General features: G+C 37.9%; 17 protein-coding genes and 9 tRNA genes. 16 read left to right on the top strand and 10 right to left on the bottom strand.

Annotated features, from left to right (window positions below; genetic code table 11):
* Positions 1-53: 53 nt before the first annotated feature.
* A complete protein-coding gene (locus IR135_RS09715; protein ID WP_135098983.1) occupies positions 54-1,046 on the top strand; it encodes a lipoate--protein ligase in 993 nt (330 codons plus the stop codon).
* 558 nt (positions 1,047-1,604) lie between these two features.
* On the opposite strand, the gene IR135_RS09710 is transcribed toward IR135_RS09715, so the two are convergent.
* Complete coding sequence (locus IR135_RS09710) at positions 1,605-1,802, bottom strand: IDEAL domain-containing protein (RefSeq protein ID WP_115883962.1); 198 nt, start codon at positions 1,800-1,802, stop codon at positions 1,605-1,607.
* A 211-nt stretch (positions 1,803-2,013) separates the two neighbouring features.
* Here IR135_RS09710 and IR135_RS09705 point away from each other — a divergent pair, with 211 nt between their 5' ends.
* From IR135_RS09705 to IR135_RS09695, 3 genes are all read left to right on the top strand, one after another.
* Positions 2,014-2,607: a competence protein ComK gene (locus IR135_RS09705; protein WP_135098981.1), complete on the top strand. Its 594-nt coding sequence runs from the start codon at positions 2,014-2,016 to the stop codon at positions 2,605-2,607.
* Positions 2,608-2,737: 130 nt separating this feature from the next.
* A tRNA-Asn gene (locus IR135_RS09700) sits at positions 2,738-2,812 on the top strand.
* 3 nt (positions 2,813-2,815) lie between these two features.
* A tRNA-Ser gene (locus IR135_RS09695) sits at positions 2,816-2,904 on the top strand.
* Between the two features lie 88 nt (positions 2,905-2,992).
* Here the strand turns inward: IR135_RS09695 and IR135_RS09690 are convergent.
* Positions 2,993-3,313 (bottom strand): MazG nucleotide pyrophosphohydrolase domain-containing protein, encoded by a 321-nt coding sequence (locus tag IR135_RS09690; RefSeq protein WP_135098979.1) that lies wholly within the window; start codon positions 3,311-3,313, stop codon positions 2,993-2,995.
* Positions 3,314-3,634: 321 nt separating this feature from the next.
* Here IR135_RS09690 and IR135_RS09685 point away from each other — a divergent pair, with 321 nt between their 5' ends.
* Positions 3,635-3,910, top strand: coding sequence for a hypothetical protein (locus IR135_RS09685; protein WP_135098977.1), 276 nt, complete (start codon positions 3,635-3,637; stop codon positions 3,908-3,910).
* Between the two features lie 102 nt (positions 3,911-4,012).
* Here the strand turns inward: IR135_RS09685 and IR135_RS09680 are convergent, their stop codons facing one another.
* The 4 genes from IR135_RS09680 to IR135_RS09665 all read right to left on the bottom strand — a co-directional run bounded on the left by IR135_RS09680 (position 4,013) and on the right by IR135_RS09665 (position 6,847).
* The gene (locus IR135_RS09680) at positions 4,013-4,492 is read right to left on the bottom strand and encodes a DUF4352 domain-containing protein (RefSeq protein WP_135098975.1); all 480 of its coding nucleotides are present in this window, start codon (positions 4,490-4,492) and stop codon (positions 4,013-4,015) included.
* A 181-nt stretch (positions 4,493-4,673) separates the two neighbouring features.
* Positions 4,674-4,922 carry a DUF378 domain-containing protein gene (locus tag IR135_RS09675; protein WP_135098973.1) on the bottom strand — a complete coding sequence of 83 codons (249 nt, stop codon included), beginning with the start codon at positions 4,920-4,922 and terminating at the stop codon, positions 4,674-4,676.
* Between the two features lie 112 nt (positions 4,923-5,034).
* Complete coding sequence (locus IR135_RS09670; protein ID WP_135098971.1) at positions 5,035-5,754, bottom strand: sulfite exporter TauE/SafE family protein; 720 nt, start codon at positions 5,752-5,754, stop codon at positions 5,035-5,037.
* A gap of 49 nt (positions 5,755-5,803) precedes the next feature.
* The gene (locus IR135_RS09665; RefSeq protein WP_135098969.1) at positions 5,804-6,847 is read right to left on the bottom strand and encodes a C45 family autoproteolytic acyltransferase/hydolase; all 1,044 of its coding nucleotides are present in this window, start codon (positions 6,845-6,847) and stop codon (positions 5,804-5,806) included.
* 206 nt (positions 6,848-7,053) lie between these two features.
* On the opposite strand from IR135_RS09665, the gene IR135_RS09660 reads away from it, so the two are divergent.
* Positions 7,054-7,770 carry a deoxynucleoside kinase gene (locus IR135_RS09660; RefSeq protein WP_135098967.1) on the top strand — a complete coding sequence of 239 codons (717 nt, stop codon included), beginning with the start codon at positions 7,054-7,056 and terminating at the stop codon, positions 7,768-7,770.
* Between the two features lie 185 nt (positions 7,771-7,955).
* The gene (locus tag IR135_RS09655) at positions 7,956-8,156 is read left to right on the top strand and encodes a cold-shock protein (RefSeq protein ID WP_115884025.1); all 201 of its coding nucleotides are present in this window, start codon (positions 7,956-7,958) and stop codon (positions 8,154-8,156) included.
* Between the two features lie 39 nt (positions 8,157-8,195).
* Here IR135_RS09655 and IR135_RS09650 read toward each other — a convergent pair whose 3' ends face one another.
* Positions 8,196-8,639, bottom strand: a complete 444-nt coding sequence (locus IR135_RS09650; protein ID WP_167753407.1) for a PH domain-containing protein — start codon at positions 8,637-8,639, stop codon at positions 8,196-8,198.
* Between the two features lie 238 nt (positions 8,640-8,877).
* Complete coding sequence (locus IR135_RS09645; RefSeq protein WP_135098963.1) at positions 8,878-9,741, bottom strand: VOC family protein; 864 nt, start codon at positions 9,739-9,741, stop codon at positions 8,878-8,880.
* A gap of 129 nt (positions 9,742-9,870) precedes the next feature.
* Between IR135_RS09645 and IR135_RS09640 the strand changes: the two genes are divergently transcribed.
* The gene (locus tag IR135_RS09640) at positions 9,871-10,200 is read left to right on the top strand and encodes a winged helix-turn-helix transcriptional regulator (protein ID WP_135098961.1); all 330 of its coding nucleotides are present in this window, start codon (positions 9,871-9,873) and stop codon (positions 10,198-10,200) included.
* Between the two features lie 41 nt (positions 10,201-10,241).
* Here IR135_RS09640 and IR135_RS09635 read toward each other — a convergent pair whose 3' ends face one another.
* Positions 10,242-10,802 carry a thermonuclease family protein gene (locus IR135_RS09635; RefSeq protein ID WP_135098959.1) on the bottom strand — a complete coding sequence of 187 codons (561 nt, stop codon included), beginning with the start codon at positions 10,800-10,802 and terminating at the stop codon, positions 10,242-10,244.
* Positions 10,803-10,930: 128 nt separating this feature from the next.
* On the opposite strand from IR135_RS09635, the gene IR135_RS09630 reads away from it, so the two are divergent.
* Entirely contained in the window at positions 10,931-11,662 is a 732-nt protein-coding gene (locus tag IR135_RS09630) for a MerR family transcriptional regulator (protein ID WP_135098957.1), read from the top strand.
* A 21-nt stretch (positions 11,663-11,683) separates the two neighbouring features.
* On the opposite strand, the gene IR135_RS09625 is transcribed toward IR135_RS09630, so the two are convergent.
* Positions 11,684-13,210 (bottom strand): FAD-dependent oxidoreductase, encoded by a 1,527-nt coding sequence (locus IR135_RS09625; RefSeq protein WP_135098955.1) that lies wholly within the window; start codon positions 13,208-13,210, stop codon positions 11,684-11,686.
* 181 nt (positions 13,211-13,391) lie between these two features.
* On the opposite strand from IR135_RS09625, the gene IR135_RS09620 reads away from it, so the two are divergent.
* The 7 genes from IR135_RS09620 (at position 13,392) to IR135_RS09590 (ending at position 14,029) form a co-directional block, all read left to right on the top strand.
* Positions 13,392-13,463 (top strand) — tRNA-Met (locus IR135_RS09620).
* Positions 13,464-13,485: 22 nt separating this feature from the next.
* Positions 13,486-13,561, top strand: a tRNA-Asp gene (locus IR135_RS09615).
* A 20-nt stretch (positions 13,562-13,581) separates the two neighbouring features.
* A tRNA-Phe gene (locus tag IR135_RS09610) sits at positions 13,582-13,654 on the top strand.
* A 19-nt stretch (positions 13,655-13,673) separates the two neighbouring features.
* A tRNA-Gly gene (locus IR135_RS09605) sits at positions 13,674-13,747 on the top strand.
* A 9-nt stretch (positions 13,748-13,756) separates the two neighbouring features.
* Positions 13,757-13,828 (top strand) — tRNA-Asn (locus IR135_RS09600).
* Between the two features lie 3 nt (positions 13,829-13,831).
* A tRNA-Glu gene (locus tag IR135_RS09595) sits at positions 13,832-13,903 on the top strand.
* Positions 13,904-13,941: 38 nt separating this feature from the next.
* Positions 13,942-14,029 (top strand) — tRNA-Ser (locus IR135_RS09590).
* Positions 14,030-14,344: the final 315 nt, after the last annotated feature.

The raw sequence follows: 14,344 nt of genomic DNA, 5'->3' as shown, positions 1-14,344 counted from the left end.
GCTTCCATTATAATGGAGGCAGGTCTTTTATTATGTACCAGGGGGAAAATACAATGAAGTTTATTTCAAACAACGACATCAAAGATCCGATGATTAATCTGGCGATGGAGGAATATATACTAAGAGAAATTCCGACGGATGACTCTTACTTTCTGTTCTATGTAAACCAGCCGTCGATCATTATCGGAAAAAACCAGAATACAATTGAAGAAATTAACGAACCGTACATTAGAGAACACGGCATTAAAGTGGTAAGACGCGTGTCGGGCGGGGGAGCAGTATATCACGACGAAGGCAACCTGAACTTCAGCTTCATTACAGAAGACGACGGCGACAGCTTCCACAACTTTAAGAAATTCACGCAGCCGATTGTTGAAGCTTTAAAAGACATGGGTGTGGACGCTGAACTGTCGGGGCGGAACGATATTGAAATCGAAGGCGGCAAAAAAGTCTCGGGGAACGCGATGTTTACACAAAAAGGGCGTATGTTCTCGCACGGTACTTTAATGCTTGAGAGTGATATTTCAGAAGTACAGAATGCCTTGAAAGTAAATCCGAAAAAAATCCAGTCCAAAGGAATTAAATCGGTCAGTGCACGCGTAGGAAATATTAACGACTACTTAGATGAAAAAATAGATATAGAAGAATTTAAAGAAAGAATACTTGCGAATATATTTGGCGGATTGGAAAACGTTGAAGAATATAAACTGACAGATGATGACTGGGCGAAGATTAACCAGCTGTCTGAAGAAAAATATCAGACATGGGCATGGAACTACGGCAAAAACCCTAAATATAACTACGATAACTCTCACAAATACGATGCAGGCTTGCTTGACGTACGTTTAGAAGTTAAAGGCGGCCGCATCGAACATGCGAAAATCTTCGGCGACTTCTTCGGAGTAGGAGAAGTTGTGGATATCGAAAATCTGCTGATTGGTGTCGAGCACAACCGCGAGCACATTGAAGAAGCAATTAAAGATGTGGATATCAGCCACTATTTAGGACGGATTACGAGAGAAGAATTCTTAGATTTAATATCATAAGAGAGGGATTTGGAGGGACCGGCGCTGAGAAGTGCCGGTTTTTCTATTTGTAAGAACGTTGTGAAAATAACAACGTTCATAGAACGAAATATCTGTTTTTTTCTTTTTATGGTTTTTGGTTTCCCATGTAAGTTTAACAAGGTAATCTAACAGCGTTTGGTTTCCCATGTGAGTTTAACAAGGTAATCGAGCAGCGTTTGGTTTCCCATGTGAGTTTAACAAGGTAATCCAGCAGCGTTTAATTTCCCATGTGAGTTTAACAAGGTAATCTAACAGCGTTTGGTTTCCCATGTAAGTTTGACATGGTAATCTAACAGCGTTTGCTTTCCCATGTGAGTTTAACAAGGTAATCGAGCAGCGTTTAGTTTCCCATGTAAGTTTAACATGGTAATCCAGCAGCGTTTAGTTCCCCATGTAAGTTTAACATGGTAATCCAACAATGTTTGGATTACCATATGCATTTGACATGGTAAACCAAGAGAGAAACAAGTCCATATAACTAAAAGTAAATAAAAAAACACAGCTATAAACCGGCTGTGTTTCCTGTATGTACTCCATTTACAGTTCTTTTAGTAAATTAGTGTACTTTATGAATTTTTCTTCGTCTTTCTCGATGAGTGATTCTTCTATTTTTGCTCTATATAATTGTACATTAAAATGATACATGGATTCTTGCAAAACAAGATCTGCTGATAAGTCATTAATTGTGTTGATGAAGCCTCTTAATTGATTTGCAGGATAAACTGGTCTGCCCATATTGAATTACCCCTCTCGAAACTATCTTTAACCAGATTATATAACACATTCTCATTTAGGTCAATGATAATGAGAATCGTAAAATTGTTTTTTCTGATAATTAACTTTTAACATTTTATATTAAACAATAGACAACATTTAATATTAATAGTTAACATTTTAAATATTCTGTGTTATATTGATTGTAATGAAAAATACAGGGAGGGAAAGTATGAGCCGGCAGCATTATATTATTAATGATGAAACGATGTATATTGTAGCTAAGTCACATGGTCGCTATACAGAAAGTCTGATAGGGGAACTTTACGGAGAACCTATTGAATGTCTTTCTATACCTAATAAAGTTTTGGAGCACAACTGTAAATATCATTTTCAAACTTACGCATCACGTAAAGATTTAACGAGAAGTTTATCTGGTATACGTTCTAAGCATCCAATTATTTTAGACTTATTCGGTTCATATATATATTTCTGCACACATTCAGACCGAGTTAATGAAAACTGCTGGTTTAATCTACGATACATCGACAGTTATTATGATTATAATGGTAATACAAAAATTAAATTTGAAAATAATGAAGAAATGGAAATAGACATTTCCTACAGTTCTTTTAATAATCAGTATCTAAATGCAGTTAAATTACACTATAAATTTAATCTGGCTAAAGAAAAAACTTACCGCAAAGATGAGGCTTCGAAATTTTCTTATGAACAACAGCATCAGGAAATGCAGTATATTAACGAAGCTGCGAGAGAAACCTATTTAAAATACATGCGAGGTATTGATCAAATCAATAAAATCTAAGTATGATAATAGAAAAGGGATAGTTATTTATCAATGTTGTAAATTTAACTTAATAAATATTAAAATACTGTTGATTTAGTTAATATTCGTTGCTATAATGAATAATGTTCGATTGAAACATACATACTATTCCACAGTAGCTCAGTGGTAGAGCTATCGGCTGTTAACCGATCGGTCGTAGGTTCGAGTCCTACCTGTGGAGCCATATGGAGATGTACTCAAGTGGCTGAAGAGGTGCCCCTGCTAAGGGCATAGGTCGCATTGCGCGGCGCGAGAGTTCAAATCTCTCCATCTCCGTTTATATAAGCTCAATCCCAAGAGGGGTTGAGCTTTTTTGTATGAGTATTTCTAATGCTGATAAAACACATCTTAAATCGAACATAATTTAATCAATTGGATATCTAGCATTTAACTTGTCGGTATGAGCTTTAAACACTTCTTCCAGAGATATATCGTATTTATTTGCGATTACAGAAACGTTTCCGAGAACATCCCCAAGTTCTCCTATTAATTCATTTCTATTTTCGATGTATGATTCAGGTTCTTCATCGGGTCTGTCTCGACCTATTTCCAAAGCACGAATGGCTCTGGCGACCTCTCCGGTTTCCTCAGCAAGAAAACCGATTCGCACAAAAATATCTAAATCAGACCATCCTCTGCTTTTATAATATTTTTCTACCCAATCTTGGAATTCAATAGCGTTCATATATACTCCTCCTGCATAATAGTCGAGTGTTATTATATCAATAAGAAATCTCTAAAAGTATACTAAATAGGGGCACATCATGACTTGTTTTTTGACGAGCTTCATTATTCTGGTACTAATCAACGTCCGCCAAAATACATTATAACAATCCATTTCGTAGTGGATTATATATAATCGTTTTAAAAAATTCTAAAGACCAATATAAAGCAGTATTTGAAATGTTCTCCATCTCCGATTACATAAGTTCAACCCCTATAGAGATTTAGCTTTTTTAATACCTTAAATTTAAAATACATAGTATAATATTTTAAGAAGAATGGAGTGATTGAGATAAAGAAGCTGATTGAGACAGTTAAGTCAGAGCATTGGGATATTGTAGTATCGACTGAAACGACATTGACTTTCACAACAGGACGCAGTGAGTATACTATTACCAAGCGGCCGTTAAAGGGTTATAAGTTTACAGAACTGTCGACACACAGCGGTAACGAAGCTGTACATATCTTTGAAAGTCCCGAAGACTTAATTATTTATATTAATGAAAATAAAGCAGCCTGGGAAGAGAAGGTAATTCCCTTCGACCTCGGAGATGCTTAATTTTTAAGCAAGATAGAATAATGTTCTTAATTTATAAAGTGATAAATATTATTTCATAAAAACCGCCCTCTGTTTTATAAAGCAGAGGGCGGTTTTTTCTATCTATTCAGGTTCAATTGTATATCTTACTTTTTCGCTTTTTAATCTCTTGGAAGGTGAAAATTCCAGCTCAAACTCCGATGGTTCTCCCTTTATTTCAAAAGCCCGCTGACCGCTCGCGGTTTCGCCGTCTGCCACCCGGCTCATTAACTTCTCAACTGGGTATGTATTAGTTTTAACACCATCCACGTACAAGTCGATATCGACTCCGAGAGAATAGTCTTTGCCCGAATTGTTTTCAACCGTCAGATCGACGATTAATATAGCATCCGGGTTGGTGTTTGCCGAACGGTTTATTTTATCAGCGTAATATGCATCGTCCACAGTAAGAGAGATGCCGTCGATTGTTGATGTTTCTCCAATATTGAGATTTTCTTCAACTGCTTCAGCTTCAACTTCTCCTGATTCGCCGCGGTCGAATGCTCCGCATGCGGTAAGGAAGAGTAGAGCGATAATACTTCCAAACAAAATATTTTTCTTCAATAATTACACCTGCCTGTCTTTAATAGCTTCCCATACTTTTATCATGCTGTATAAGAGCTTAATCATCAACATCTCATCTTAGCTTTTTAATACTTTTATGTTTTTCTACACTATTAAAAATTGAAGTTTTGCACTTCGCATATGTAAAAATAAAAAACCGCCTGAAAGAGGCGGCTGTATATTATACATTTCTTCTGTCTGTTCTATCTGTTCTGTCTACTCGGTCTACTCTGGGTGCGTTGATTAAACCTAAGAACTTAAGGCTGTACAAGGCTGAAAGTCCTACCAGTACATACACGATTTTAGACAGCAATTCATCTTGTCCGCCGAAAATCGTTGCTACTAAATCAAACTCGAAAAGTCCAACCAGCAGCCAGTTCAATCCGCCAACGATTAAAAGGATCAGAGCAATATTATCTAATGCTTTCATAGTATCCTCCCGTATTGAGACATACTAAATAATTCCCTCGGGAAAATACTTCAAACCAAAAAATAGAAATTATTTCATATAAATGTGAAAAGTTAATTTTAGATTCATTAATTCAAATACTCGTTATTACTAAATATATTCCTGTAAATATCAAAATTACATAAGTAATATTTAAAAATACCTTCTGGGTAATCTTTTTAAATACCAGCCGCCCGAGGGCTACACCTATGAAAAGGGCCGGCAAGGCAAGGGCGGATGATATCCATATTTCCGAATTTGTTTCACCGAATGTTATCTGCATAATCAAACTGATGGTATAGACAAATAAATAGAAGTCGAGCGTTGTGCTGCGCAGCACAGTTTTGTCTATCCGCGCACCAGAAAAGTACAGGAGCAGCGGAGGTCCCGGCACACCGATGCTTGTAGTCAGAAGACCTGACAGACCGCCTGCTGCCGTATCTTTGAATCCTGTTCTCTTTACAGTAAGATTGCTGATTAAAAGCATAGTTAATATCAGTACGATAATTCCAACGCCGAATTTAATCAGTGCTGTGTCCATAAACAGGTAGACAAAAATGCCAGCAAGGAGACCTGCTGGACTGCCGTAAACAAGCCTCTTAAGCAGCGTGAAATCAATTTCATTTCTTGTGCTGTAAATCATTACAGCCGATAAACAGATTGAAAGTATGATGTTAATCTGAATTGCTTCGTGGAATGGAAACACGAGCAGCAGAAAGGGTGTGCCGACGATTGAAAATCCATATCCGGTACTCGTCTGCAGAGATGAAGCAACGATTACGATTAAAAATAAAATCAGCAGTTCTTCAGACAAAGGGAATCACCAGCCCGTTTTAAATTAGTTAATTAACTGAAATTCCAGCTCATTCCATATTAACAAAAGGTTTGCCGAAGTCGAGTTCCCCTTTAATTTTCGTAATATTAATATCTTTTCCGTGCAGCCATTGCTTAAAATCAAAAATCACCGGTTTTCTGTCCAATCCGATAACAAACAGCGCTTTTAACTCTTTCGGCAGATAGACAGACGTATGAATCGTTCCAGCGGAAGCATCGTACTTAGTTGAGGCAATGCCTTCATTAAAACTGTTCATGATTTTAAAAGCTTCATATGCGCTGTTTGTCTTTTCCTGCTTGTCTATAATATTTCTCTCACGCTGGAGGGATTCTTCCTGTCTGTAGCGGTTTTCTTCGTGTAGCATATGGAAGTGATTCGTGCAGACGTTAGACTGCCTGATAGCGACATTTCTCGGTGATGCTTCTATTACGTAAGGAATGTTTCTTTTATCCTGTACAACGTAGCTGAAGGAATGGCGATGGGGGATTTCTTTCAAGAGAGCGGCTGCCTCACTGGTATCAGCACAAGTCTCTAAAATCAGTCTAGCAATCATGCTGCACATAAAGCCGTCCCCGGATTTTTTAGTATGGGTGAAGTTATAACCGATAACGAGACCTTTTTCATTCATGCCGTCAATCCGTCCGGTTATTTGCATAGTCGGTCCCATAAAAGCATAGCCTCTGTCTGTAGGCTGATAAAAAATATATCTGCCTTCATATCCACGGGGATGGCTGTCGTAATTTCGTACGAAAAAATCATTGCCTGCAAAAATCGAACAGCCGCTCCGTGTCAGTTCCAAATAATAGCCGCCGAACTTTTTTAATGCTTCTTTTATATCGAGGGACAGGGCATCAGCGAGTCCGCGAATTTCATCCAGTATTTGGGGTGCAAACTCTTTTAAAAACTTTATAGACGTTTCAGTATTAACGATAAAGTGGCGTTTCTCTCTCGGGCGCCATTGACGTTCCCGATTTGGTAAAATAGGAGAATCTCTCAGCTGTTCTCCCTGGAAGTATCCGAAATCGTAATGACTGCCTCTGAATTGGAATACATCGCTGTAATAGGGTTTCATATAACTCTTACCCCTTTCTTCATAGTAAGATAAGTGTATTATGAAAGCTTATCCAGCTGAAAGTTTAATGCCTGAACATAATTTCTGAAATCCGTCACTACTTTTATATTAGTTTTCTGTTAAAATAATGAAGGCTTAAATTTAATTCTGTATAGAAAATATTATTTACATAAGTTTAAGAAAAAAATATAAATTTGGTGAAGAAAATGAACCATGGAAAAGGTGAAGGTAAATTGATTACATTAGCAGGAACAATTGGCGCAGGGAAGACAGAGTGGGGGAAAGTTATAGCGAGACATTTTGAAGTCGAACTGCTGGAAGAAAAAGTAGACGGCAATCCCTTTCTGGCGAAATACTACGAAGACCCGGAAAGATACAGCTTCCATCTGCAGGTATTCTTTCTGAATCACAGATTCAAAGCAATTAAGAAAGCAATGGCTCACCCCAATTCTGTTTTAGATCGTTCCATTTATGAAGATGCGATGATCTTTGCGAGACTGCAGTATGAAAACGGCTCGATGGATGAAGCGGAATATGAAACCTACCTCGATTTACACGAGAATATGATGGAAGAACTTAATGATTTATATAAACAGCAGGTGCTGTTCAAAAAATCACCGGATTTGATGGTCATGGTCCACGGTTCATTTGATGAAGTTATGAAAAGAATTAAAAGACGGGGCAGAGACTTCGAGCAGATTGAAGGCAATCCCGGTTTATATAAATATTATCAGGATCTTTACAATCTGTATGAAAATGAATTTATCACTGAATACAAAAACAAGGAAATATCTCCTGTCTATGTAATTGATATCGATAAGATGGATTTATTTAAGCCGGAAGATGTGGAAGCGGTTGTTAAAGGCATCGAAGAAACTTTGAAAAGAGACAGAGGATTCATTCATCCGGAAGAGCTGGAGTAAGTTTTAAGGATAAATAAAAAAGATTCTTATAAATAGTTGACATTTACACAAAAGCACTGTATTATATAAAAGGTAGTTCTTAATCAACAAATATTTTAATTGTTTCATTCGTTTGAAAAACTCTTAAAATTTTTACATTAACAATTGCAAATATTTAAGTGCAAAAGCACTAGGAGGTTTTTTCTATGAACGAAGGAACAGTAAAATGGTTTAACTCAGAAAAAGGATTTGGATTCATCGAACAGGAAGCTGGAGACGACGTATTCGTACACTTCTCAGCAATCCAAGCTGATGGTTACAAAACTTTAGAAGAAGGACAAAAAGTTAACTTTGAAATCGAAGAAGGACAACGTGGCCCACAAGCTACTAACGTCACTGCGATATAATATAAAACTTTCAAGAGACAGCCGAGGCTGTCTCTTTTTTTATTTACTTTGATAATCAGCATGAGGTGCACGTTTCTTCAACTCTTCTATAAATAAATCTTTGTTTTCAGGTGATATTTTCACGCTGGCGAAACCAATACTTCTCGAATGTATTTCAAGACCGTCTTTAGAAGTCATAATTCGGTAGCCGGAAATAAAATTGTCTGTCGGATGTACTTTATAAATATCTCTGTAAGGAATTTTACTGCCGAAGAATAATGACTTTGCCTGCAGATAATCATCATGAAAAATATATCTGGTATTAAAAGTCATCAGTATAAGCAGAAAAATTATTGGGATAATAACAATAAGAAGCAGAATGATGGTTGAAAAGGATGCAGATTCACCTAAAAAGAATGGAAAAGCCCCAGCTAATGCTATAACAGCAATTGATAAAAAAATCATTATACTGAAAGGCAGATCAATTTTCGATTTAAAATTCATACAAATGCCTCTTTTCTCAGTTGGTAAACATAATTGTAGCAAATAAAAATAATAAAGAAAAGCCATACCCTGGGTCTGGGTATGGCTTTTATAAATGTGTAAACATAGATTAAAGTAGCTGAAAATGATTTTTTATTAATAAGAGGGGGCCTATTAATTTCTAACTGATAATCATTTTCAATTACTAATATACAATCTTAATGAGAATGAGTCAACCCTAATTGAGAATCTCTTTCAATTATTTGTGACTATTCTGTGTCTGCATTCTGATGTGGTTGCCGGAAGGGTCCACTGTCAGTGTATAACCATCTTCTTTTTCAGCAGTAAAACCGAGGGCTTTAAGTCTTGATACTGCTTCATTCAGAGCTTCATCGGAAGGGTAGACTACAGTATAATAATCGAGACCGATACTTCCTTTTTCGGGGGCAGGAGCGCCGAGCCCATTCCAGATGTTAGCTGCGATATGGTGATGGTATTTCTCACTGCCCATAAATAGTGCCTGTCCGCCAAAGTTCAGGATGACTTCAAATCCAAGTCCTTCTGTATAAAACTCATCAGTTTTTTGAAGTTCACTGACGTGAAGATGAACGTGTCCCATTATAGTATCTTTTGGCAATCCTTTAAAGTCCTCGGGGTCCGGTCTGTTTTTAAGAAGATCTTGTGCGTTCAGCGGTTCAGTCACCATATGCACCTGGTTATCATTCCAAATCCAGTGTTCTGGCTCTCTGTCTCTATATATTTCGATTCCGTTGCCGTCCGGATCTTCCAGATAAAGTGCTTCACTCACATGATGATCTGCTGAGCCTAAAGGTATTTCCTTTGCCGCAAGATGCATTGTCATTAAGGCAAGGTCTTCTCTTTCAGGGAGAAGGAGGGCAAAGTGGTACAAGCCTGCAGAACGGGGATGGGTGCGTTCTTTGTCTGTCTGGTTTAAAATAAGCAGTACATTTTCACCGTCAGCAGTTAATTCGGCGCTTGTTTCGTTCTGGTTAAGGACTTGAAAGCCGATTGTTTCAGTGTAGAATTTTAATGAACGTTCTAAATCCTTTATATTTAATGATACTTTTTCTACATAAGTTGCATTTCCATTATGGAAGGTCATATTGTATTCTCCTTTTAGGTAACTTTATGTAACTAAGTATATATTATTCATCAAGTAATAGCAAGTAATAGATTTTACTTTTATTAGATGCTTTTTTGTGATATTATATTTTAACAAGGAGTGATATAAATGTCTCAAAATGAAATGTGCCCCCGCTTTGAAAAAGCGGTGAATATATTAAGTCAAAGATGGACTGCGCTGCTTATTTATCAGATGCTGGACGGTAATTCGAGATTCGGAGAAATTCAGGCGGCAACGGGTGTCAGCGGTAAAGTGCTGTCGGATCGTTTGAAAAGTATGGAACAAGAAGGTCTTATCAATCGCGAAGTCATTCCAGAAACGCCTGTAGTTATCAAGTATTCTTTAACGGAAAAAGGTTTGTCACTTGAACCTGTGTTAAGGGATATTGAAAAATGGTCTCAAAACTGGATTGAAACAGAAGGCAAAGTAGAAGCTTAAAAAATTAAAACTGGGAATCCGATTCGGGATTCCCAGCTTTTTTATTCTGACCAGATTCCGAGTCCTTCACTTTTAGCTTCATCTTCGGCCTCTTTCAGCAAATCTTCGTATTTGTCATTAGGCGGATGTACATACTCCGCAGTGGCGAGACCTTCCTTAACAAGAATTTCATTGACCATTTCGCCATCGGCATATACATAAGCTAAATAACGGTCATAGTGATCCTGTTTTTCTTCATCAAATTCTACAGTTATTGTATCAGCATTATCCAATAGTTCCTGTGTTCTTTCGAACGCTTCTTCTGCATAAGGTTCATCCTGTTCGCCGTTTCTTCCGATTTCCGGCGTATTGATAATTAGGTATCTGAAGCTTTCGGAATTTCCGTTGTAATTAAAACGCGTCGTATCACCGTCGATATGCTGGTCGACTGTTACCTCGTTATCTGCAGAAACTTCTTCATTATCTTCACCGGCAAAATTATCATTATATACTGTAACCCCGATAAATAGTAAAAGTATTACAATCATTCCCGGAAGGCCCAGTTTTTTCAAATGTCTCGGCCGGATAAATTTATTGTTCTTCCTGTTGTTTTCTGATGCCATTATCGCTCATCCTTTTATAGTAAATACTACTTCTATATTATAGTTTTTACCCTGTTAAAACAATTATAAAATTAGCGTTGACCTTGACGTTGTGTCATAGTTTATACTCAAATTTAAGAGGTGAGGAAATGAAAATTAAAGAACTGGCTGAGCTTTCAGGCGTGAGTGTCAGAACGCTGCATCACTACGATGCGATTGGATTGCTGACACCAGAAACTGATGCTGTGAACGGCTACCGCAACTACTCGGATGAAGATATATCAAGACTGCAGCAGATTCTATTTTTCAGGCAGCTGAATTTTAAGCTGAGGCAGATCAAAGATATACTGGACAGCCCGCACTATATTAAAAGAGAAGCGCTTCAAATGCAAAAGGATATAATCTTAAAAGAACAGGCAAGGTTAGAAAGTATTGTAAAACTGATAGACAAGACAATCAAAGAGGAAAGAGGAGAAATAACTATGACAAATGAAGAGAAATTTGAAGGTGTGGATTTTTCACAAAATCTGTATGAAGATGAGGCAAGAGAAAAGTGGGGGAGTCAATCTGTTGATGAGTCAAAAAAGAATCTCAAAAAGATGGGTGCAAAAGACGCTGAACAGAAGTTTAACAGCATCTATACTGAACTATCAAAAGTGAGACATATGAAAGCTGATTCAAAAGAAGCGCAGGCACTTATTCACGAATGGTATGAATTCTTAAATGAAATAGGGGAGTATACTCCTGAGATGTTTAAAGGGCTTGGAGATATGTATACAAAAGATGAAAGGTTTAAACAAAACATCGATAAATTTGGAGAAGGACTGGCTGATTTCATGCAGCAGGCAATGACTGTATATTATGAAAATCATAAAAAATAATCCCTGAGGAGGGATTATTTTTTATTTGTATGGTCTGATATCAGTATCCAGATTATCCGTTGCCGGTCCTTCAATCACTTTGCCTGTGTAATTAAACCTTGAGCCGTGGCAGGGACAATCCCATGTTTTATCATCATTGTTCCAGTTTAAACTGCAGCCCATGTGGGTGCATCGGTTAGATACGACATAATAAATATCGCCGTCGCGGTAGACACCTTTTTTCGCCGGGCCGTCTTTTGCAACAGTCCCTTCACCCTGATCGAGCTCGAGCGTATCGAAATCCGGATGTGATTCTGCCAAATTTTTTATTTCTGACTCCGCAACATGCACCGGATTTGTTAAGTGCTGCTTTAACTGCTGTAAAGTTCCTTTTTTACGTCCGGGGTCGAGCATTTCTTTATACATATTATTTTTACCCTCTGCCAAGTCGCTGATTATCATCGAAGACAGAACACCATTTGCCATACCGTATTTGTTAAATCCTGATGCGACAAAATAGTTTTCATTCTTTTTGTTAAAATAACCGATAAAAGGCAGGGAATCCGCGGTCATTAAATCTTGTGCTCTGTAAGCATATAAGGTTTTTTCATTTACAGTTTTCTGTCCTGCGTAATGCTCCAGTTCGTCGAGCTGCTTGGCCATATCTTTTTGCTCGTAAGAACCGTGGCTGAGACCGCCGAACAGGAGGAGAGGCAAGGCATTGTTCTTATCCACGATATTCCTGATTGACAATCCGGCGCCGTCGTAACCGCTGAGCGAGATGTTTTCCGGTATCGGAGTCGATGTTTCCGCGACGAGGCCGTAGCCGTAACTGATTTTAAAACTGTTAAAGTAGAAGTTTTCAAGATCGAGAAATGGAAAGTGAGTTGCAATAATCAGGTAATCAAAAGTTATTTTGTAATTATCAACTGTTGAAAGGGTATTGCCGTCAGCACTTTTAGCACGTGTATGTTCATATATAGTTACGTTAAGGCCCTGCAGCACTTCGATGATTCCTTTTAGAAACTTAAGAGGGTGGAATTCAGCCTGGTTTTTCATAACGAGTCTTCCCGCTGTTTCAAATGGAAGATTATTTTGGTCTTTTGATAAGTAGCCATCAATAGAAAGTTCTTTATATACTTTTTCTTCCTTTTCAAGGTCTTTCACTGATTTTTCATGTTCAGCATAAATTACGCTGTCTGTCCGTTTGAAGTCGCAATCTATGTTGTATTTCGTTACAATACGCTCAATTTCTTCGATCGCACTCATTTGTGATTCATAATATAATTGAGCAGTATCGGCGCCTTTCTGGCTTTTCAGCTGACTGTAAAGTAAACCCTGCTGTGCTGTTATTCTTGCAGTGGTATTTTTTGTAGTGCCGCTGACTAATTCATTACCTTCAATTAAAGTTACGTCATATCCTTTTACAGCGAACTGGTAAGCATTCATTAAACCGCTTATACCGCCGCCTGCAACCAGCACATTTGAATCTGTGTTCTCTTTAAGTTCGTGAAACTTCGGCAGTTCAACCGAAGCAGACCAGTACGACTGATTAACATCCTTATTCATGAGACCCCTCCTGTTAAATATTTATAATACTCTTACCCTAAAAATGGCAATTCAACTTTATGATTTCAAAAATTAAGAAAGTGTAAATTTGTTATATGAAAATGATTAAAAAGACTTGAAATATCCGGCGGAAACCTATAGTATATATAACAGACATTAAATATATGTTAAATAATATTAGCGCGGGATGGAGCAGTGGTAGCTCGTCGGGCTCATAACCCGGAGGTCGGAGGTTCGAATCCTTCTCCCGCAATTTTATATTTTTACATAAGAGTGGTCCCGTGGTGTAGCGGTTAACATGCCTGCCTGTCACGCAGGAGATCGCGGGTTCGATTCCCGTCGGGACCGCCATTCAAAATTTTATATAACACGGTTCAGTAGCTCAGTTGGTAGAGCATGTGATTGAAGCTCACAGTGTCGGCGGTTCGATTCCGTCCTGAACCATATTTACTTTATTACCTTCGCGGGTATAGTTAAATGGTATAACCTCAGCCTTCCAAGCTGATGTTGTCGGTTCGATCCCGTCTACCCGCTCCATCTTATTATTCCACAGTAGCTCAGTGGTAGAGCTATCGGCTGTTAACCGATCGGTCGTAGGTTCGAGTCCTACCTGTGGAGTCTGGCCCGTTGGTCAAGCGGTTAAGACACCGCCCTTTCACGGCGGTAACACGGGTTCGAGTCCCGTACGGGTCATACTCAGAAGTGTAATCGCACTTCTGTTTTTTTATTCTGGACAGTTGGCCGAGCGGCTGAAGGCGCACGCCTGGAACGCGTGTAAACGGCAACCCCGTTTCGAGGGTTCAAATCCCTCACTGTCCGTTACATATTATCTTAATAACAGTACAAAAACAGATACGTATTTAATACGTGTCTGTTTTTTGTTTACCTGAATTTTTCATTTTCTTCTGAAAGCAGGGGAGTAAGCAATGAAATTTAAATAAGTTGAAAATGTGAAGTGGACGGACCAATTTATGGTACTTGGCCATTTTTTTACATTAAAGTCAAGTCATAATTATTTCATATTGAAGTTATAAATTTTTTCTGAATATTTTTTGTAGAAAGACAGTAAAAAACGTTGAATTATCAATGCTATCAGTATTTACAGACTAATTAATATAAGCTGGTACTAATAGT

The organism is Jeotgalicoccus nanhaiensis, from assembly GCF_015235105.1.
Lineage (GTDB): Bacteria > Bacillota > Bacilli > Staphylococcales > Salinicoccaceae > Jeotgalicoccus > Jeotgalicoccus nanhaiensis.
The sequence above is the reverse complement of the archived record's forward strand: the minus strand, read 5'-3'. Positions and strand labels throughout refer to the sequence as shown.

Excerpts from the sequence above, each read along its gene's own strand:
- IR135_RS09660 (WP_135098967.1), top strand. The coding sequence starts at position 7,054 with ATGAACCATGGAAAAGGTGAAGGTAAATTGATTACATTAGCAGGAACA.
- IR135_RS09625 (WP_135098955.1), bottom strand. The coding sequence starts at position 13,210 with ATGAATAAGGATGTTAATCAGTCGTACTGGTCTGCTTCGGTTGAACTG.
- IR135_RS09690 (WP_135098979.1), bottom strand. The coding sequence starts at position 3,313 with ATGAACGCTATTGAATTCCAAGATTGGGTAGAAAAATATTATAAAAGC.
- IR135_RS09630 (WP_135098957.1), top strand. The coding sequence starts at position 10,931 with ATGAAAATTAAAGAACTGGCTGAGCTTTCAGGCGTGAGTGTCAGAACG.
- IR135_RS09655 (WP_115884025.1), top strand. The coding sequence starts at position 7,956 with ATGAACGAAGGAACAGTAAAATGGTTTAACTCAGAAAAAGGATTTGGA.
- IR135_RS09650 (WP_167753407.1), bottom strand. The coding sequence starts at position 8,639 with ATGAATTTTAAATCGAAAATTGATCTGCCTTTCAGTATAATGATTTTT.
- IR135_RS09645 (WP_135098963.1), bottom strand. The coding sequence starts at position 9,741 with ATGACCTTCCATAATGGAAATGCAACTTATGTAGAAAAAGTATCATTA.
- IR135_RS09635 (WP_135098959.1), bottom strand. The coding sequence starts at position 10,802 with ATGGCATCAGAAAACAACAGGAAGAACAATAAATTTATCCGGCCGAGA.
- IR135_RS09715 (WP_135098983.1), top strand. The coding sequence starts at position 54 with ATGAAGTTTATTTCAAACAACGACATCAAAGATCCGATGATTAATCTG.
- IR135_RS09665 (WP_135098969.1), bottom strand. The coding sequence starts at position 6,847 with ATGAAACCCTATTACAGCGATGTATTCCAATTCAGAGGCAGTCATTAC.
- IR135_RS09710 (WP_115883962.1), bottom strand. The coding sequence starts at position 1,802 with ATGGGCAGACCAGTTTATCCTGCAAATCAATTAAGAGGCTTCATCAAC.
- IR135_RS09705 (WP_135098981.1), top strand. The coding sequence starts at position 2,014 with ATGAGCCGGCAGCATTATATTATTAATGATGAAACGATGTATATTGTA.
- IR135_RS09675 (WP_135098973.1), bottom strand. The coding sequence starts at position 4,922 with ATGAAAGCATTAGATAATATTGCTCTGATCCTTTTAATCGTTGGCGGA.
- IR135_RS09640 (WP_135098961.1), top strand. The coding sequence starts at position 9,871 with ATGTCTCAAAATGAAATGTGCCCCCGCTTTGAAAAAGCGGTGAATATA.